General features: G+C 69.1%; 17 protein-coding genes and 2 tRNA genes. 5 read left to right on the top strand and 14 right to left on the bottom strand.

All coding sequences use genetic code 11. From position 1 onward, the window contains the following. Positions 1–48: 48 nt before the first annotated feature. The gene (locus tag ACYP33_RS08210; protein WP_459620889.1) at positions 49–1,485 is read right to left on the bottom strand and encodes a cell wall anchor protein; all 1,437 of its coding nucleotides are present in this window, start codon (positions 1,483–1,485) and stop codon (positions 49–51) included. Positions 1,486–2,035: 550 nt separating this feature from the next. On the opposite strand from ACYP33_RS08210, the gene ACYP33_RS08205 reads away from it, so the two are divergent. Beyond that, positions 2,036–3,403 carry a sigma-54 dependent transcriptional regulator gene (locus ACYP33_RS08205; RefSeq protein WP_459620887.1) on the top strand — a complete coding sequence of 456 codons (1,368 nt, stop codon included), beginning with the start codon at positions 2,036–2,038 and terminating at the stop codon, positions 3,401–3,403. A gap of 59 nt (positions 3,404–3,462) precedes the next feature. Beyond that, positions 3,463–4,434, top strand: coding sequence for a thymidylate synthase (locus tag ACYP33_RS08200; RefSeq protein ID WP_459620885.1), 972 nt, complete (start codon positions 3,463–3,465; stop codon positions 4,432–4,434). Positions 4,435–4,538: 104 nt separating this feature from the next. Here the strand turns inward: ACYP33_RS08200 and ACYP33_RS08195 are convergent, their stop codons facing one another. Next, complete coding sequence (locus ACYP33_RS08195; RefSeq protein WP_459620883.1) at positions 4,539–7,202, bottom strand: DUF6600 domain-containing protein; 2,664 nt, start codon at positions 7,200–7,202, stop codon at positions 4,539–4,541. Positions 7,203–7,416: 214 nt separating this feature from the next. Next, positions 7,417–8,124: an ArsR/SmtB family transcription factor gene (locus tag ACYP33_RS08190; RefSeq protein WP_459620881.1), complete on the bottom strand. Its 708-nt coding sequence runs from the start codon at positions 8,122–8,124 to the stop codon at positions 7,417–7,419. Positions 8,125–8,259: 135 nt separating this feature from the next. Here ACYP33_RS08190 and ACYP33_RS08185 point away from each other — a divergent pair, with 135 nt between their 5' ends. Together ACYP33_RS08185 and ACYP33_RS08180 are read left to right on the top strand one after the other, a co-directional pair. After that, a complete protein-coding gene (locus ACYP33_RS08185; RefSeq protein WP_459620879.1) occupies positions 8,260–8,415 on the top strand; it encodes a hypothetical protein in 156 nt (51 codons plus the stop codon). 90 nt (positions 8,416–8,505) lie between these two features. Next, positions 8,506–9,015 (top strand): acyl-CoA thioesterase, encoded by a 510-nt coding sequence (locus ACYP33_RS08180; RefSeq protein ID WP_414444258.1) that lies wholly within the window; start codon positions 8,506–8,508, stop codon positions 9,013–9,015. A 103-nt stretch (positions 9,016–9,118) separates the two neighbouring features. On the opposite strand, the gene fumC is transcribed toward ACYP33_RS08180, so the two are convergent. The 3 genes from fumC to ACYP33_RS08165 all read right to left on the bottom strand — a co-directional run bounded on the left by fumC (position 9,119) and on the right by ACYP33_RS08165 (position 12,521). After that, positions 9,119–10,513 (bottom strand): class II fumarate hydratase, encoded by a 1,395-nt coding sequence (gene fumC, locus ACYP33_RS08175; protein ID WP_414444259.1) that lies wholly within the window; start codon positions 10,511–10,513, stop codon positions 9,119–9,121. Positions 10,514–10,778: 265 nt separating this feature from the next. Continuing rightward, entirely contained in the window at positions 10,779–12,170 is a 1,392-nt protein-coding gene (locus ACYP33_RS08170) for an MATE family efflux transporter (RefSeq protein WP_459620878.1), read from the bottom strand. A gap of 132 nt (positions 12,171–12,302) precedes the next feature. Then, complete coding sequence (locus tag ACYP33_RS08165; RefSeq protein ID WP_414444261.1) at positions 12,303–12,521, bottom strand: RNA-binding S4 domain-containing protein; 219 nt, start codon at positions 12,519–12,521, stop codon at positions 12,303–12,305. Positions 12,522–12,908: 387 nt separating this feature from the next. Here ACYP33_RS08165 and ACYP33_RS08160 point away from each other — a divergent pair, with 387 nt between their 5' ends. Next, positions 12,909–13,295, top strand: coding sequence for a hypothetical protein (locus tag ACYP33_RS08160; protein ID WP_414444262.1), 387 nt, complete (start codon positions 12,909–12,911; stop codon positions 13,293–13,295). 135 nt (positions 13,296–13,430) lie between these two features. Here the strand turns inward: ACYP33_RS08160 and ACYP33_RS08155 are convergent, their stop codons facing one another. The 8 genes from ACYP33_RS08155 to fdxA all read right to left on the bottom strand — a co-directional run bounded on the left by ACYP33_RS08155 (position 13,431) and on the right by fdxA (position 17,931). After that, positions 13,431–14,219, bottom strand: a complete 789-nt coding sequence (locus tag ACYP33_RS08155; protein ID WP_414450118.1) for a DUF4088 family protein — start codon at positions 14,217–14,219, stop codon at positions 13,431–13,433. A gap of 325 nt (positions 14,220–14,544) precedes the next feature. Then, a complete protein-coding gene (locus ACYP33_RS08150) occupies positions 14,545–14,883 on the bottom strand; it encodes an AzlD domain-containing protein (protein WP_414450117.1) in 339 nt (112 codons plus the stop codon). Next, complete coding sequence (locus tag ACYP33_RS08145; RefSeq protein ID WP_414450116.1) at positions 14,880–15,671, bottom strand: AzlC family ABC transporter permease; 792 nt, start codon at positions 15,669–15,671, stop codon at positions 14,880–14,882. Before ACYP33_RS08145 ends, ACYP33_RS08150 begins: the two co-directional genes overlap by 4 nt. A 48-nt stretch (positions 15,672–15,719) precedes the next feature. After that, positions 15,720–16,634: an AraC family transcriptional regulator gene (locus ACYP33_RS08140; protein ID WP_414450115.1), complete on the bottom strand. Its 915-nt coding sequence runs from the start codon at positions 16,632–16,634 to the stop codon at positions 15,720–15,722. Between the two features lie 25 nt (positions 16,635–16,659). After that, complete coding sequence (locus tag ACYP33_RS08135; RefSeq protein WP_414450114.1) at positions 16,660–17,136, bottom strand: CreA family protein; 477 nt, start codon at positions 17,134–17,136, stop codon at positions 16,660–16,662. 142 nt (positions 17,137–17,278) lie between these two features. Beyond that, positions 17,279–17,354, bottom strand: a tRNA-Asn gene (locus ACYP33_RS08130). A 60-nt stretch (positions 17,355–17,414) separates the two neighbouring features. Next, positions 17,415–17,490, bottom strand: a tRNA-Asn gene (locus ACYP33_RS08125). A 117-nt stretch (positions 17,491–17,607) separates the two neighbouring features. Then, on the bottom strand, positions 17,608–17,931 hold the full coding sequence (fdxA, locus tag ACYP33_RS08120; RefSeq protein WP_206130446.1) for a ferredoxin FdxA: 324 nt from the start codon (positions 17,929–17,931) through the stop codon (positions 17,608–17,610). Positions 17,932–18,222: the final 291 nt, after the last annotated feature.

The following is an 18,222-nucleotide window of genomic DNA, read 5'->3' as shown; positions in this document are numbered from 1 at the left end:
GGCGGCCCGCGCGTCGCCCGATTGCGCGACGCGCGGGCCGTGCAACGCTCAGTGCCCGCTGTTGAGCGCCGCGATCGCGAGGCCGTTGTGCTGCAGGTTGCCCGCGCCGCCGGCGATGTTCACGCCGATGTTGCCGGTCGCACCCGTGAGGGTATTCGCGCCGAGCATCGCGGTGCCCACGAAGCGCCCGTCGATCTGCGCGCCGGCAAGCTGCGTGTTGTCGTCGGTGGCGACCATCGCGACCGTCTTCGCCTGCCCGGCGCTGGTGGTCGTCATCGAGCCGGCCAGGCTGTTGTTCTGCACGTTGCCGACGCCCGAGGCGACGTTCACGCCGACATTGCCCGACACGCCGGCCAGCGAGCCGTCGCCCAGCGAGGCGTTGAGCACGAAGTTGTCGATGCGCGCGTGGCCCGCCGACGACTGCGTGCTGAACGCCTGCGCGTTGCCGAACACGTTGCCGATATCGACCGAGGCGAGCGACACGTCGTTGCTCTGTGCGTTGTCGATGCCCATCGCGACGTTGATGCCGAGGTTGCCCTTCACGCCGGTGGCCGCGTTGCTGCCGGTAGTGGCAGTCAGCGTGCCGGCCTGGCGCGTGTCGGTGACGGTGGTGACGCTGCCCGAGGTTTCGGTGCGCTGCGCTTCGATGTTGCTGCCGAAGCCCCATGACGCGCTGCGCGCCGTCTCGGCGTGTTCGCGAGTCGAGAGCGAACCGCTCGATGCCGTTTTCGATTCGCTCTGCGAAGCATTCGCCTGCCAGGCCGAGCCCGATGCGCTGCTGCTGCGGCTCGCGCTGACGTCGGCATGCCGATGCGTGCTGCTGGCCGCATCCGTCGACGAGGACCCGCCCCACGCCGCCTCGGCCGCGCCGACGCGATAGCCGCTCGCGCTGTGCGAGGCGCTGCCGCCTGCCACGAAGCCGAACAGGCCCGGCAGCACGTAGCCACTGACCTGGTTGCTCTGGCTGCTGCCGGAGGCGGACGCCGCACCGCCCGCGATGAACGCCGCGCCGCCGGTGCTGCCCGTGCGGTGTTGGTTCGACGACTGGTTCGCCGTTACGCTCTGCTGCGAACTGGCCGTGCTGGTGCTGCCGCCCGCGATCCAGCCACTGCCGCTGGCCGAAGCCGATTGCGACGATTTCGTCTTCACCGAGGCATCGAACGAGGCCGACTGCGCGCTGCTGCGATAGGCGTAATCGTCGGCGGTGGTGCTGGCGGCGACATTGTCGACCGACACCGTCACGGCGCCCTGCGTGCTGCTTTGATGGAGCGGTGCCAGCGACACATGATTCAGTGCCACGGCCTGATGGTTGTCGATCACGGCGCCGGCGCTGCTCGACACGCCGACCACGCCATACAGGCCGACGGCGCCGAAGATGCCCACGGCTTGCGTGACGCCTGTCAGGTTGTAAAGGAATGCGTCGGCGGCAAAGGCGGTGCTGGCGGACGAGGCGAGGAGGGCGGCGGCGATGACGGTACGCTTCATGAATGGGCTCGGTGATGTAACGGTCGGAGGAATAAAAAGCGTGCCCGCCGGGGGACGGGGCACGTGAAAAAAGGTGTCGGCTCACGCGTGCGTCGCGCTGTTCGACGGGCTTCCTTTAGCGAAACGCGTGCCATCGACGCGCGAGGCCTGTCGCACAAGGATGTCTCCTCGCCATTCGGAAAATTTGACAGTGTCCCGAAGCAAAATCGTTTCAATTCTGAAACGCGGCATGTACGGATTACTTCGGATACCCAAGCGAATTAAAACGGCTGACACTGGTTTCGCCATCTCGGTGCAGCCCGCGCGCGGGGCCGCCGCTCCGGAGGTTCTCCAGAGGAATCGCGTCAAGTATCCAGTCGAACAACAATGCGAGAGCGAAACAACAATATGGCCGTGGGTCGCGGCCGCCAAAAAAGCAAGCGCCTTATTGCCGGGGAGACTTGAATGTCTGCAACAGGACGCGTTGGCCGTATCCGCTCGTGAGGGCCGGTTCGGCGGCGCGGTCGCACGCAAGGCCTCGCGTGCCGGGCATCGAACGAAGGATGGTGCGATGGAAATCGTCACTAGGCATCTGATCTATTTCTCGCGCGACCCGAGCGTGGAACTGCAACGCAGCTTCGACGCGCGCGGCTGGCGGGTCGAGCATGCGGCCACGGCGCGCGATCTGCGCCGGGCGGCCGCGCGCGGCGGCGCGGCCGGCGGCCTGCTCGACATGTCGGGCATCGATCCGGGCGAACTCGGCGACGTCGAGGCCTGCCTGAGCACGCCGAACGTCGGCTGGATCGCGGTGGCCCAGCGCGGCCAGATGCAGAACGTCGGACTGCGGCGGCTGGTACGCGATTACTGCTTCGACTACATGACGATGCCGTGCGACCGCGAGCGCATCGTCGAATCGGTCGGGCATGCCTACGGCATGGTCACGCTGACCGAGCCGCCGCTGGCGGCGACGCGCGGGGAGGGCGAGATGGTCGGCGCGTGCGAGGCGATGCTCGGGCTGTTCCGCACGCTGCGCAAGGTCGCGTCGACCGACGCGCCCGTCTTCATCTCGGGCGAATCGGGCACCGGCAAGGAGTTGAGCGCCGTGGCGATCCATGAACGTTCGGCGCGCGCCGCCGCACCGTTCGTCGCGATCAATTGCGGCGCGATTCCGCATCATCTGTTGCAGTCCGAACTGTTCGGCTACGAGCGCGGCGCGTTTACGGGCGCGACGCAGCGCAAGATCGGCCGCGTCGAGGCTGCGCATGGCGGCACGCTGTTCCTCGACGAGATCGGCGACCTGCCGCTCGAAAGCCAGTCGAGCCTGCTGCGCTTCCTGCAGGAAGGGCGGATCGAGCGGCTCGGCGGCCATGCGTCGATTCCGGTGGATGTGCGCGTGATTTGCGCGACCCACGTGGACATGGAAGCGGCGTTGCGCGCCGGCCGGTTCCGCGAGGATCTGTATCACCGGCTGTGCGTGCTGAAGGTGATCGAGCCGCCGCTGCGCGAGCGCGGCAAGGATATCGAGGTGCTGGCGCGCCACATGCTCGAACGGTTCCGGGGCGATGCGAGCCGCCGGCTGCGCGGCTTCGCGCCCGACGCGATCGCAGCGATGCACAACTACACGTGGCCCGGCAACGTGCGCGAGCTGATCAATCGCGTGCGGCGCGCGATCGTGATGTCGGAAGGGCGCATGATCAGCGCAGCCGATCTGGAATTGACGGATTTCACCGAATCGGCGCCGATCTCGCTGAACGCGGCCCGCGAGGCCGCCGAGCGGCGCGCGATCGAGATCGCGCTGCTGCGCCATCGCGGCCGGTTCGCCGACGCGGCGCGCGAACTCGGGGTGTCGCGCGTCACGCTGTACCGGCTGTTGGTGGCGCACGGCATGCGCGATCGCGATGTCGAGACGATCGGGCTGCCCATGCCGGCCGCCGGCTGAGTGTCGCGAGGCTTGTTAGAATCGCGGGACGGGTCGCGCTGGCGGCCGAAGGAACCCGCATGAAACAGTATCTCGATCTCGTTCGCACCATCCTCGATACCGGCTCCTGGCAGGAGAACCGCACCGGCATCCGCACCATCAGCATGCCGGGCGCGATGCTGCGCTTCGACCTGCAGCAAGGCTTTCCGGCCGTCACGACCAAGAAGCTGGCGTTCAAGTCGGCGATCGGCGAACTGGTCGGCTTCCTGCGCGCCACGCGCAGTGCGGCCGATTTTCGCGCGCTCGGCTGCAAGGTGTGGGATGCGAACGCCAACGACAACGCCGCGTGGCTCGCGAATCCGTATCGCACCGGCGTGGACGATCTCGGCGACGTGTACGGCGTGCAATGGCGCAGTTGGCCCGGCTACAAGGTGCTCGCCGCGCAGGCCACCGCGCAGATCGACGACGCCGTCTCGCGCGGCTACCGCGTGGTAACCGGCTTCGAGGACGGCGGCGCGCAGCAGGTGCTGCTGTACAAGGCGATCGACCAGTTGCGCGATTGCCTCGACACGATCATGCGCGACCCGTCGAGCCGCCGCATCCTGTTCCATGGCTGGAACCCCGTGAAGCTCGACGAGATCGCGCTGCCGGCCTGCCACCTGCTATATCAGTTCCTGCCGAACGCGGCGAAGCGCGAGATCTCGCTGTGCCTCTACATCCGCAGCAATGACGTGGGTCTCGGCACGCCGTTCAACCTGACCGAAGGCGCGGCGCTGCTGGAACTGGTCGGCCGGCTGACGGGCTACACGCCGCGCTGGTTTACGTACTTCATCGGCGATGCGCACATCTACGAGAACCAGCTCGACATGCTGACGCAGCAGCTCGAACGCGAACCGTACGAAAGCCCGCGCCTCGTGATCGCCGACCGTGTGCCCGAGTACGCGAAGACGGGCGTGTACGCGCCCGAATGGCTCGAACGGATCGAGCCGTCCGATTTCTCGCTCGAAGGCTATCGCCACCATGCGCCGCTGACGGCGCCGATGGCGGTGTAGCGCTCCGGGGGCAAGTGGCCCCCGATTTTCGTGGCCGTTAAAAAAGCCCGCGCCGTTTCGTTCGGCGCGGGCTTTTTGCGTTGAGGCGGGCGAGAGGCCGCGCTTTAGTGACGGCCTGGGTGCCCCTCGTTCGACGGCGCTTGCGGCGCGGGGGCCGGCGCGGAGCGTGGTTGCTCGAAATGGGGCGGCGGCGCGGCGGGACGCTCGAAGTGCGGCTGCGGTTGAAGGGCGGGACGCGGCTGCTCCATGCGCGGGGCTTGCTGTGGTTCGAAATGCGGTTGCGGCCGTTCCATGCGCGAGGCTTGCTGTGGTTCGAAATGCGGTTGCGGGCGCTCCATGCGCGGGGCTGGCTGTGGTTCGAAATGCGGTTGTGGCCGCTCCATGCGAGGCGCCTGCTGCGGCTCGAAGTGCGGCTGCGATTGCGCGCGTGGCTCCATGCGCGGCGACGCTTCATGCATCTGCGGCTGGCCGAACGACGGTTGCGGGAGGTTCCGGCGCGGCTCGTTGACCGGCTGCGGAACGGGCTGCTGCGCCGGCAAGCGCTGCATCGGCGCCGAATGCGCCTGCTCCGGCGGCCGCGAGACGAAACCGGGCTGCATCGTGTCGCCCGCTTGCGGACGCTGCCCCTCGACGCCACCCGACTGCCCGAACTGCGGACGCGGCGGCACACCGTTCTCGCGCAGGCCTTGCGGCTGGCCGGCATGGAACGGCGCGTTCGCGCGTTGCTGCGCGATCGGCGCATGCGGCTGAGTCCACGAAGGCGACTGTCCCGCCTCTGACTGCCCTGGATGGAAGCCGGCCCGGCCCGCATCCATCGGCGGACGCGGCACGCCGTTGCCGGCCGGCGCCGGTGCAGCCATCCCCGGCTGATGCGGCGCGAAGCCGGCCGTGGGTGGCATGCCCTGGCCGCCGCGCTGGATCGGCGCGCCGCCGCGTTCGGCGGACATACCCGGCATGCCCGGTTCGCCGCGCGGCATCACCTGACCGCCCGCGGTGGCGGATCGCACGGCCACCGGTGCCGGCCCGCCCGCCGGGTTCATGCCGCCCGGCCCGCGCGCCTCGCCACCGAACTGAGCACCCGGCCCGCGCTGGCCCGGCTGCAACACCGGCCCCTGACGGTTGACGAGCTGCACGTTGTGCATGGCCCACTGATTCGGCGCGCCGGCCTGCCCGGCGACCGGGTGCACCGGCCGCGCCGCGTAGTTCGGCGGCGTGCTGCTGCGAATCACGGGCGCACCGGCGCCCGGCACGTTGCCGCCATGCCGCGCGAACTGCTGCGCCTGCCGGTCGTGGAACGCGGCAGGCACGACCGGATTGCGCGTCGCCACGATCGGATGGCCGAGCGCCATTTGCGGCGGCCGATAGCTCGCGTTGCGCAGCCCGCCCGCGAAGCTCTGACGTACCGGCGCAATGCCCGGCGCGCCCGCGCCGAGATGCGCGTTGCGCCACTGCCGCGGATCGACATGCTGCGCGAAGCGCGCCACCGGCTGGCCGTGCACGAACGCCTGCGCCGGGATGGCGGTCACGCCGTTGCGCACGCGGTAGTTGATATAGGTGTTGTGGATGTTGATGTTGTTGACGATCGTGGTGCGGTTCACGCGCTCGTAGTAGCGCGGGCTCCAGCCGCCCCAGCCCGGCCGCCAGGCCTCGTGCGGCGCGAGCGGGAACCACGCCACGCCGGCGGCCACCGCGCCGCCCACGGCCAGCCCGACGCTCCAGTCGAAGCCGCCGCCCCCGCCGCCCACGAAACCGACCAGCGCCGGCGCATAGCAAGGCGGCTCGGCCGCCACGACAGGGCCGGGCACCCAGGCCCAGTTGTCGTCGACATAGGCCCAGCGGCCGTAGTGGTAGGGCGCGAAGCCCCACGGCGCGTCGTCGATCCAGGTCCAGCCCCATGGCGCCTGCCAGATCCAGTGGCCGGTGTGATACGGCGCCCAGCCGGCCGGCGTGCTGTTCGGCGTCCAGACCGCGCCGTATTCGGGCGTCTCGCGCCAGGTGCCGTTCGCGTCGAGGTCCTGATAACCGGGGATGTCGCGCGACACGTAGCGCGCCGAGATCGAACGATCCTCGGCCGCGTCGCGCGCGGCGGCCCAGCTATCGAACGGATCGGCCGGCGGCACGGCGTTGCCGGCCGTGCTCTGCAGGTTGGTGCCGGAAAACGTCAGTTGCTGGCCGGCCGCGAGCGGGATCTGGCCGGCCTCGCCGTAGGCGGTCGCCGTACCGCGGCGCACGGTGACGGTGGTCGAGGCGCCGTCCGGCGCGACGTCGACGCGGTAGTCGCCGGGGCCATTGATGGCGAGCGCGAGGTTCGGCGTGTCGATCTCGTAGGCGCCGCCGGGTGTCAGTTCGCGCACGTGCGTCGACAGCGTGCCGATGCCCACCTTCAATTGCGTGCTGCTGTCGTCGAGATTGAGAATCGCGAGCGACGTCGATTGGTCGAGCCGCACGGCCGTCGAGCCGATATGCAGTTCCGAGCGCGCACCCTGGTCGTTCCAGAGCTGATCGCCGCTGGTCAGCGGGCGGTTGACGGTCGCGTACGACCAGTCGCTCGCGCCGGCCGGCTCGGTCGTGACCGGGCCGGACAGGTAATCGAGCCGCGCGACGCGCGACGGCGGATCGCCGCCGGCTTGCTGCGCCGTGGGCGCGCCGTCCGGCGCGGGCGGTGTCTGGGCGAACGCGGGCGGCAGCGCGGTGGCGAGCGTCGCGATCGCGAGCAGCGTCGAGGCCGCCAGTGAACTGAGGGAATACGGAGCGCGGAGCGAGGTCATGTCGGACTCGTTATGGATCGTCGCGGGCGCGTACCTGGCCCGCGTGCGCCCACTGTACCCGCGCTCCGTGTATCCGGTTCGCCGCTTTTGTAATGCGCCTATGCACGGCGTAACAAAGCATGTCGCCGCCCGCGCGCCGCTCGTTGGCGGCCTTTACTGTGGGCTTCACGGCTGGCCTCGCGGCGGCCATCCCGGCGGGCTTCGCGGCGTGCCGTCAGGCGTCGGCCAGCAGCGCCTCGAAACGGCGCTGCCCGTCGGGCGTGATGCGCAGCACGCGCGGCTGGCTGGCCGGCTCGACCCAGCGCGCGCCGAGCCAGGCGTCGAGCAGCGCCGCGCCGAGCGCGCCGGCCAGATGCACGCGCCGCTCGCTCCAGTCGAGGCAGGTGCAGGCGAAGCGCCGCTTGCGCTGACGTTGCGCGCCGATATCGATGCGCCAGCGCTGCGCGAACGCGGCCGCGCCGAGCGGCGTCACGTCCACCTCGCGCTCGCGGGCGGCGAGCCAGCCGCGTTCGAGCATGCGGTCGTACACGCGCACGGCCAGTTCGCCGGCCATGTGGTCGTAGCAGGTGCGCGCGTGGCGCATTGCCGGCGGCACGGTGCGCGCGGCGGACGGTGTCGGGCGCGTGGCCGCCGTGGCCTGCGCGAGATTGGCGAGCGCCTCGATCGAGGCGGCGATGTCGGGCGACGCGATCCGGTAATAGCGATGGCGGCCGCGCACTTCCAGCGCGAGCAGGCCGCCGTCGCTCAAACGCGCCAGATGCGCGCTGCCGGCCGACGGCGAAAGCCCGGCGATCTGCGTCAGTTCGCCGGCCGGGCGTGCGCTGCCGTCCATCAGCGCCCACAGCATCGCCGCGCGGCCGGGGTCGGCCAGCAACGCGCCGATCCGGCTCAGGCCGGGAAAGTGCGGGTCGGTCGCGATCATGGGCGGCTCCTGGGGGCGATGAGAATCCGCGTAGTGTAGATGCGTCCGGCATCCGACGTTTCACCCGATCTTGAAACGTGGAATGCACGGAGCGCCGCGTAGAATGCGGCCATCGAACCTCGAGGAACGGACATCATGCGCGGAAGGATCAGGATGCTGCTGGCGGCGCTCGTGGCGGCCGGCTGTTGCGCGGGCTGCGCGAACGGCGGCGGTGGCGGTGCCTCGGACGGCGGCCACGGCAGCATCGAGATGTACGGCACGATCGATCAGGGCATCACCGTCCACAACTGACACAAGCAGGGCACGCCGCGCCAGGGCGGTTCGCCGGCCCGGCCCCGTATAATCGGCGTTCCCACACGATACCGTCGAAACGGAGCCCAGATGTCGAACTCATCGCCCACCGCGCCCCTCGATCGCACCGAGACCGTGTTCCGTTTTCTCGCCGAGCCCACCTCGGTGAACTTCGGCGGCAAGGTCCACGGCGGTGCGCTGATGAAATGGATCGACGAGACCGCCTACGCCTGTGCAGCGATCTGGTCGAGCCGCTATTGCGTGACCGTCAGCGTCGGCAATATTCGTTTCCAGCGGCCGATCCTGGTCGGCAACCTGGTCGAACTGAAGGCGCGTGTGGTCGCGACGGGCCGCACCAGCATGCATATTCACGTCTCGGTGCACGCGGGCGACCCGAAGGGCGGCGTGCTGCGCCAGACCACCGACTGCATGGTGGTGTTCGTCGCCGTCGACGAGAACGGCAATCCGCTGCCGGTGCCGCCGTTCGTGCCGAGCAACGATGAAGAGCGTCGCCTCCAGCAATACGCGATGGACGTGCGCGCCGCGCTCGACAAGATCGTCGAACTGAAGCCCGAGGAAGTCGCGAAGGGCAGCGTCTGAACGGCGCGCCGCACGCATCCTCGCAAAACGACAAGGCCGGCATTTGCCGGCCTTGTTCGTCGAGGGCGTTCAGCACGCCCTTTGGCGGCTCGTGCGGCGACGCTCAGTGGTTGCCGATCATCTCGCCCGGCTTGACCCATTCGTCGAACTGGGCATCCGTCACGTAGCCGAGCGCCAGCGCGGAAGCCTTCAGCGTGGTGCCTTCCTTGTGCGCCTTCTTCGCGATCTGCGCGGCCTTGTCGTAGCCGATGTGCGGATTGAGCGCCGTCACCAGCATCAGCGATTCGTTGAGCAGCGTATCGATGCGCGGGCGGTTCGGCTCGATGCCCACCGCACAGTGATCGTTGAAGCTCAACGCGCCGTCGGCCAGCAGACGCACCGATTGCAGCACGTTGTGCGCGATCATCGGGCGGAACACGTTCAGCTCGAAATTGCCGCTCGCGCCGCCGAAGTTGACGGCCACGTCGTTGCCGAACACCTGGCAGCACAGCATCGTCACGGCTTCGGACTGGGTCGGGTTGACCTTGCCCGGCATGATCGAGCTGCCCGGCTCGTTCTCGGGGATCGACAGCTCGCCGAGGCCGCAGCGCGGGCCGCTCGCGAGCCAGCGCACGTCGTTGGCGATCTTCATGAGGCTGGCGGCGACCGTTTTCAGCGCGCCGTGCGCGAACACCAGCGCGTCGGCCGCGGCCATCACCTCGAACTTGTTGGGCGCGGTCACGAACGGCAGTTGCGTGAGCTTGCCGATCTCGCCGGCCACGGCCGCCGCGAACTTCGGATGCGCGTTCAGGCCGGTACCGACCGCCGTGCCGCCCTGCGCGAGTTCGTACAGGTGCGGCAGCGTCGATTCGACGTGGCGGATGCCGTGATCGAGTTGCGCGACATAGCCCGAAAATTCCTGGCCGAGCGTGAGCGGCGTGGCGTCCTGCAAGTGGGTGCGGCCGATCTTGACGATCTCGGCGAACGCCTTCGATTTCTCGTCGAGCGTGGCGCGCAGGCGCTTGAGCGCCGGCAGCAACTGCGTGTGGATCGCGAACGCGGCGGCGATGTGCATGGCCGTCGGGAATACGTCGTTCGACGATTGGCCGCGGTTCACGTCGTCGTTCGGGTGAACCTTGCGCGACTCGCCGCGCACGCCGCCGAGCAGCTCGCTGGCGCGGTTCGCGATGACCTCGTTGAGGTTCATGTTGGTCTGCGTGCCCGAGCCCGTTTGCCAGACGGCCAGCGGGAATTCCTCGGGATGACGGCCGGCGATGATCTCGTCGGCGGCCGCGACGATCGCGTCGGCCTTGTCATTGGCCAGCACGCCGAGTTCGCGGTTGACGCTGGCGGCCGCGCGCTTGATCAGCGCGAGCGCGTGGATCAGTTCGGGCGACTGCTTTTCCGTCGAGATCTTGAAGTTCTGCAGCGACCGCTGCGTTTGCGCGCCCCACAGGCGGGCGTCCGGCACGGCGATTTCGCCGAACGTATCGCGTTCCATCCGTACTGCTTCGCTCATCTTGATGACTCCGTCACGAGAATTGGCTCCGCCGCGCGCGGCGGCGCGGCACGAAAGCGTAGGTGGGGACGGGCACCGTTCTCATGACGGCGTCCAGAGGCGACAAGCATAGCGCCGGGCGCGATTTTACGTCGGCTGGCGGCGCGGCGGGCAATGGGACGGGCGCGCGTGCGGGTATCGGTGCGGGGGCCGCAGGCGTAAAACCCGGGGGAGCAGGCAACCGGCCCGCGCGCCGTCGTGGCGTGCGCGGCCGGCTGCCGAACGGTCAGTGCGCGCTGCCGCGCGCCGCGCGGGTCTTGCTGTGGAAGCGCCAGGTCATCAGCACGGCGACGCTCGCGAGCCCCGCCGCCAGCCCCCACCACAGCCCGCGCGCGCCGAGCCCGACGTGGAACGCGAACCAGTAGCCGACCGGAAAGCCGACGCCCCAGTAGCCGAGCGTCGCGACGATCATCGGGATGCGCGTGTCCTTCAGGCCGCGCAGGCAGCCCGAGCCGACCGTCTGCATGCCGTCGACGATCTGGAACAGGGCGGCGATCGCGAGCAACTGCGTGGCCAGCGCGACGGTGCCGACGTTCTTCGGGTCGCCCAGATCCAGGTACAGCCCGACGATCGCGTGCGGCGCGGCGATCAGCAACAGCCCCGACAGCGACATGAACGCCACGCCCAGCCCGATCGCGGCGAAGCCCGCGTGCCGTGCCGCCAGCGGCGCGCCCGCGCCCATCCAGTAGCCCACCCGCACATTGGCCGCCTGGCCGATCGCCAGCGGCACCATGAACATGACCGAGGCCACGTTCAGCGCGATCTGGTGCGCCGCCAGCGACGATTCGCCGAGCACGCCGATGGTCAGGCCGGTGGCGAGGAACAACGTCGATTCGACCCCGTAGGTGATCGCGACCGGCCAGCCGACGCTGACCAGCTCGCCCATCAGCGGCAGCTTCGGTCGCGACGCCGCCACGAAATGGCGGAACGCCGGGCGGCCGTGCAGCAGCAGGACCAGCGCGATGGCCGTCAGCCAGATCGACAGCGTGGTGGCCACCGCCGAGCCGAGAAAGCCGAGGCGCGGCAGGCCGAATGCACCGTGGATCAGGCCGTAGTTCAGCACCGCGTTCACGCCGACGCTCGCGATCGACACCCACAGCAGCCGGCGCGCCGCGCCGATCGCCGGCAGGAACGCGCGCATCAGGCCCACGCCGATCAGGCTGCCGGGCGCGGCGAAGCACAGCACGCGGCAGTATTCGCCGATGTTGCGCGCCAGCTCGGCCGGCTCGTGAAACATCAGCAGCAACGGCTCGGCAAACAGCAGCACGACGATGGCCGGCACCGCCAGCAGCAGCGACAGCGCCACGCCTGTCCAGTAGATGTGCGGGATGCGGTCGTCGTCCTGCGCGCCGCGCGCGTGGGCGACGCTGACGCTGACCGAGGTCAGCACGCCTTGCAGCACCGTGACGACCACGAAGAACAGCGTTGCGCCGAGGCCGCCGGCCGCGAGCGCGTCGGGGCCGAGCGAGCCGAGCAGGACGGTGTCGGTCACGCTCATCGCCATCTGCGACAACTGGGCGATCGCGAGCGGCGCGGCGAGACGGGCGGTGTCGGCGGCGTGACGGGAAAAGGAAGGCGGCGGCGCGTGGGCCGCGCGCGGGAGGCCGGGAAGCGACATGAAGGGCCGCGGGAAGACAGGCCCGCGCTCTCGGTTGTTGTAGTGAGACGGCAAGCTTACGGTTTTCCTGCACGGCTGTCGAATCGACATGCCGGGCAGCGGCGGGCGCCGCTCGGGCACCCGCGTCGGCGCTCAGGCGCCGTGGACGGCGATCCGCGTGTCTTCGAACAGCACCACCTGGCCCGCGCGGATCTTGCAGGTCTTGCGCAGCTCGGTCGCGCCGTCCACCTTGACGGCGCCCGAGGCGACCAGCACCTTCGCGGAGCCGCCGCTGTCGGCCACGCCGGAGATCTTGAGCAGGTTGTGCAGTTCGACGTAATCGCCGGTCAGCGTGAAATCGAGGTTGGGCATGGGGCGATGCGCGCGAACGGCGCGCAATGTGTAAAAAAGCAAGGCTCGCATCATAAGCCAGCGCGCGGCCGGGGGCGAGCGCGGCGCGCGAAACCGCCGGATTGGCGGGCTGGAGCGGGTTCGGCCGGTGTGGGCGCGGAACGGGAACGTTCGCTGCGTCAGGAAACGGGACCGGAAGCGAAGATCCCGATCCCGAGGCGCCGGCGGATGGCCCATGTAAGTGGATGTATGCCAACCGTCAGCAAATGCAAGCTTGGGTAACAGTCGGCGTTTCCGGCGAACCGGCCGCGGCACGGGCCGGTCTGTCTACCAACTGCCGCATGTCGCGGCGGGGCGGTGCGGCCCGTTTCGAAGGCCGCGCCGGCCAATTCCCCGAGGAGGAATGCTATGACCACGATTCGCAAAATGCTGATGAGCGCTGCGCTGGTGACGACGACCGTGTTCGCGGCAACATCCGCGATGGCCCAGGCCGGTGGTGGCGCGGGCGGCGGTGCTGGCGGTGGCGGCGGCGGTGCAGCCGGCGCGGGCGGCCAGTCGGGCGGCACCGGCGGCAACGACGCCGCACCGACCGCACCGGGCAACGGCACGCCCGCCAACAGCGGCGCGATGAGCGCGCCGGGCGCCAAGCACACGATGAAGTCGCATCACGCCAAGACGCGCGCGAACAGCTCGGCGCACGGCGCGAACTCGAAGGCGGGCGATGCCGTGAACGGCAATACGAGCGGGATGTCGCCGGCCGGCAACGGTACGCCGGGTTCGGGCCAGTCGCAGTAAGCGATGCGGCAACAACGGGGCGGGACGCCGATCCGCCTTTGCCGCCGGGCTTGAAAACGGCAACGGGCCGAACCTCGCTTTGTGCGGGGTTCGGCCCGTTTTTATGCCGCGCCAGGGCAGGCGCGGCGTACCTCGTTATTGACGCTGCTGCGGTGGCCGTGCCGCCGGGTTCTGCTGCGCGGCCCTGGCCGGCGTGGGCACCATGAAGATGCTGCGCAGCCACGCGGCGAGCCGCGTGAACACGTCGTGCGGTTCCTCGACGAAGATTTCCGGCTTCAGCAGGCGCAGGTATTCCATGATCTGCTGCGCTTCCTGCTTTTGGAACGAGCCGTGCGACAGCCCGAGCCGCAGCAGGCCGCGCAGCTCGCCGAGCTTCTCGCGCGCCGTGCTGCCCACGCTCATCTCGCAGGCCAGCTTGGCTTCATAGACGCGCTGGCGCAGCGATTCGGCCAGCCGCCAGGCCGGCGTCTGCATGCGCTCCTCGAGCGTCTGGATGTCGTGCACGGCCGATTTGATCTGCGCGGCCAGCGGATCGACCAGCGAGGCGTCGCCCTGCGCTTCCGTGACGATTGCGGCGGCCCAGTCATGGCAGGCCTTCAGCAGTTCGTCGGGAGTCCATTCGCTGCGCGAGGCAAAGCCGAAGCCGAACGTTTCCGCCTGACGCATCAGGATCTCGACCACGTTCGGGAATTCCTTGTCGAGCGTGCGCTTGGCCCAGGCGTACTGGCCGCCCTGCAACATGCGCTGCACGGCGTGCTCGGTGAGCGGCACCATGTTGTCGAGCAGCTTGGCGCGCAGGAAATCCTCGAACGAGGGCGTCGCGAACTGCGGATCGAGCTTCAGCGAGACACGCACGAACGCATCGAAATCCTTGCGCAGCGACGTGATGGTGTCGTCCTTGATCGACAGCGTGATATGACCCATGAATTTCTCGGAACGCGGTGGCTGCCGGCGTCGACCGCGCGCCGGCATGCGCCGCCCGCATCGGCCGGCCGTGGCTGATGCCGGCCGGCTCCGTCGCGATTGGCGCCAGGAGGGTTTTCCTCTCTTATCGGCGCGTGCGAAAGAAACTTGAGGGCGTGGGCGCGGGCGCGGGGCGTGCCGGCCGGGCTCGGTCCGTCTGATCCGGCTCCGCTCGACTCGGTCCGACTCGGTCCGACTCGGTTAGGCTCGGCCCGCGCCGGTCCGGACGAGCCCGGCGGCGACTCAGCGACGAATCCCGTGATGAGTTCGGAGCCCCCGGCCCGATTCAGGCCGGCAGCCAGCGCGGCATCACCACGCCTTGCCAGACGAAGAACACCGCCAGCCCGACGGCGATCGTCAGGAGCGGCCGGCGTGTGGCGGCCGAGACGATCACCGCCGCCAGGCCGCCCACCAGTTGCGGATTGCGCAGGCCGAACTCGACGCCGCCGCCGTGCGGCGCGACCGTCATCGGCACGATGATCGCCGTCAGCACCGTGACGGGCACGAAGCCGAGCGCGGTGCGCACCAGCGGCGGGAACACGAGCCGTTCGCCGAACAGGAACAGCGTCGTGCGGATCGCGTAGGTGACGGCGGCCATGCCGAGCAGAATCAGGACGTAGCTCACGAGGCAGCCTCCGAGCAACGGCGCGCGCGCACGTGATCGCGCAGCGACAGCGCGACGCCCACCGTCACGCCCGCCACCACGGCGGCCAGCAGGTTCAGCTTGTACGGCAGCGCATGGCAAAGCTGGGCGATCACGCCGGCCGTGGCCGCCGCGGCCAGATAGCGGAACGCGGCCAGTTGCGGCACCACGATCGCGATGAACGTGGCGGCCATCGCGAAATCGAGCCCGAGCGCCTGCAGGCCGGGGAACGCCGCGCCGAACAGCAGCCCGACCACGGTCCAGATCTGCCAGTTCACGTACATCGCGACGCCGGAGCCGAGGAAGTAGTGCGGCCCCATTTCGCCGGGGCGCGTGTGGCGGTAGCGCGCGTAGGCCACCGCGAACACCTCGTCGGTCATCAGCGCGCCGAGCGTGGCGCGCCAGCGCAGCGGCAGATGCGCCACATACGGCGCGAGCGTGGCCGAGTAGAGCAGATGGCGCAGGTTGACGATCAGCGTGGTGGCGATTACCACCAGCGCGCCGGCGCCGCCGGCCAGCAGGCCGATCGCGATGAATTGCGCCGAGCCGGCGAACACGATCAGCGACATCAGCTCGCCATGCCACCAGGCCAGCGGGCCGGCCGTGACGAGCGTGCCGAAGATCACGCCGAACGGCGCGGCGCCGACCATCATCGGAAACGTATCGCGCGCGCCGTCGGCGAATTCGCGCAGCGGGCGCGGCTGGCGCTGCGTGAGGGATGGATTGGGGTGAGACGGGTTCAACGGTGAGTCCTCCTGAACGCCGAGCATAGCGAAGCGGCGTCAGGCAGGCTTGTACGTTCTTGCGCGGCGGTGAACTTACTTCTTCGCGCTCTGCCAGCGGCCCGGCGGCACGCCGAACATCCGTTTGAAGTGGCGCGTGAAATGGCTCTGATCGACGAACCCGCTGGCGGCCGCCACGTCGGCCACGGCCAGGCCCGCGCGCAGCGGCGCGAGCGAGCGGTGCAGGCGCAACTGATTGCGCCACGCGTGCGGCGCCATGCCGGTCGCGCGCGTGAACAGCCGCGCCGCATGGAACGGCGACAGCCCGGCCGCCTCGGCCATTTCGGCCAGCGTGACGGGCGTGGTCAGATCGGCGGCGAGCCGTTCGCGCATGCGCGCGACGCGGGGTTCGTCGGCGGCCGGCACGCCGGCGCGCGGCCGGCCGAGCGCATGCCGCACGAGCAGCGTGGAGAGCGCGTCGAGCAGCGCCGTTTCGGCCGCCAGCGGCTCGACCAGGCCGCGCGGCAGCGGTGGGGCGGCGAGCGGGCCGGGTGGTGGCGGGGGATCGTCGTGAGCCGGCGCGATATCGATGCCGTCCGCTTCGAGCAGACGATGCGCGAGCAGCAGGCGGCGTGCGCAGTCGGGATCGTGCAGCGCGTCGTCGGGGAACCACGGCACCGGTTGCGGCGATCCGGCGATTTCGTCGGCCAGCGCGCGCAGGTAATCGATCGGCACGTAGGACACGCGATAGCGCCAGCCGTCCTCGGTCGCGCGTGAACCGGTATGCACCTCGCCCGGGTGGATGATCGGCATCGAGCCGGTATCGGCGATCCGCAGGCTGCCGCGATAGCGATAGTGCTCGGCACCGGTTTCGATCACCGGCACCGTATACGCGTCATGCCAGTGCGGCGCGAACGTGTGCTCGCGATAGGTGGCGGTGACGAGATCGGCCTCCGGCAGCAACGGCGTGCGCCAGTAGCGGGCGGCATCGACGAGACGGGCGGAGCGCATGGCGTGGCGACGGGAACGGGCGGTATTACTTGAGCGGGATCGGCGTGCCGTCGGGCACCGGCACGGCCGTGACGCTGTTCTTCGCGCTGCCCGACACCACGCGATCGCTGTAGGTGAGGTACACCAGCGTGTTGCGTTTCTTGTCGACCACGCGCACCACGTGCAGGGTCTTGAAGATGAACGACATGCGTTCGCTGAACACGTCGGTCTGCTGCTTGAGCGGCTGCGTGAAGTGGATCGGCGCGACCTGGCGGCAGGCGATCGACGCCTCGCTCGGGTCCTCGGCCAGGCCGAGGCTGCCCTTGATGCCGCCGGTGCGCGCCCGCGATACGTAGCAGGTCACGCCCTGCACGAGCGGGTCGTCGTAGGCTTCGACCACCACGCGATCGGAGCCGGTGACGCGGAAGTTCGTGTTGACGCTGGCGACTTCCTCGGCGCCGGCGGCGAACGGAAGCAACGAGACGGCGAGGCAGGTCGCGGCGGCAAGGCGATGGTGGATCATGGGCGGGGCGGGCGGAATGCGAAAGGAATTCGACTCTAGCACGGCGCGCTGCCGGGTTTTCGCGCGGGCAGCGATGCGGAAACGGCGAGGGGCAGGGCGGAAAAACAAAAAGGCCCGTCGTGAGACGGGCCTTTTCGCTGTTTGGCTCCCCGACCTGGGCTCGAACCAGGGACCTACGGATTAACAGTCCGGCGCTCTACCGACTGAGCTATCGGGGAATAAATCGGTACTGCGTTTGTTCAGTGCGGGCTCGCTGAAACCAGCGCGCCAAGCATTTTTGGCTCCCCGACCTGGGCTCGAACCAGGGACCTACGGATTAACAGTCCGGCGCTCTACCGACTGAGCTATCGGGGAACAAACAGCAGAGAAACGAGATTCTATGAGGCTAACGAAAACGTGTCAAGCCCCTGCGCGAAATTTCCGGAAACCCGGATGCGAGGCTGCGCCGCGGACGGGCGCAGCGTGACGAGATCAGCGCTCGAGCAGGTGCAGTTTGTCCTGCACGTCCTTCCACTCGTCGGCGTCGCCGGGGGCGGGCTTCGTCTTGGTGATCGACGGCCACAGCTTGGCCAGTTCGGCATTCAGCGGCGTGTATTGCTGCTGGTCGCCGGGAACGTCTTCCTCTGCGTAGATCGCATTGGTCGGGCATTCGGCCACGCACACGGCGCAGTCGATGCACTCGTCCGGATCGATCGCGAGAAAATTGGGACCTTCACGGAAGCAATCCACCGGGCACACATCGACGCAATCCGTGTATTTGCACTTGATGCAGCCTTCGGTCACAACGTGAGTCATTCAAAACGCTCCTGCTTGGCGATGATATGTGTGGGGGTAGGCTTTGCGCCAAATGCGGCATTGTAACTGAAGCGGAAAACCCTTATCCAGCCACCCCGGCCCTGTCTTATACCGTTTCGTGATTAGTTTATGGCGTGGCGCCGCGTCGCCGTGACGGGGATGGTCTGGCGCGCATTCGGGTAACATGCGGCAGGCATGTCCGGGCAGGGCGCTCGCGTGGAAACGCTGCGGCTCGTTCCGGTTCCGGCGCTTCCTCGCGGCCGGGGTCGTGCGCGGCGGTCTTCGCGCGTT

It is taken from the genome of Burkholderia sp. 3C, from assembly GCF_054589155.1.
The sequence above is the reverse complement of the archived record's forward strand: the minus strand, read 5'-3'. Positions and strand labels throughout refer to the sequence as shown.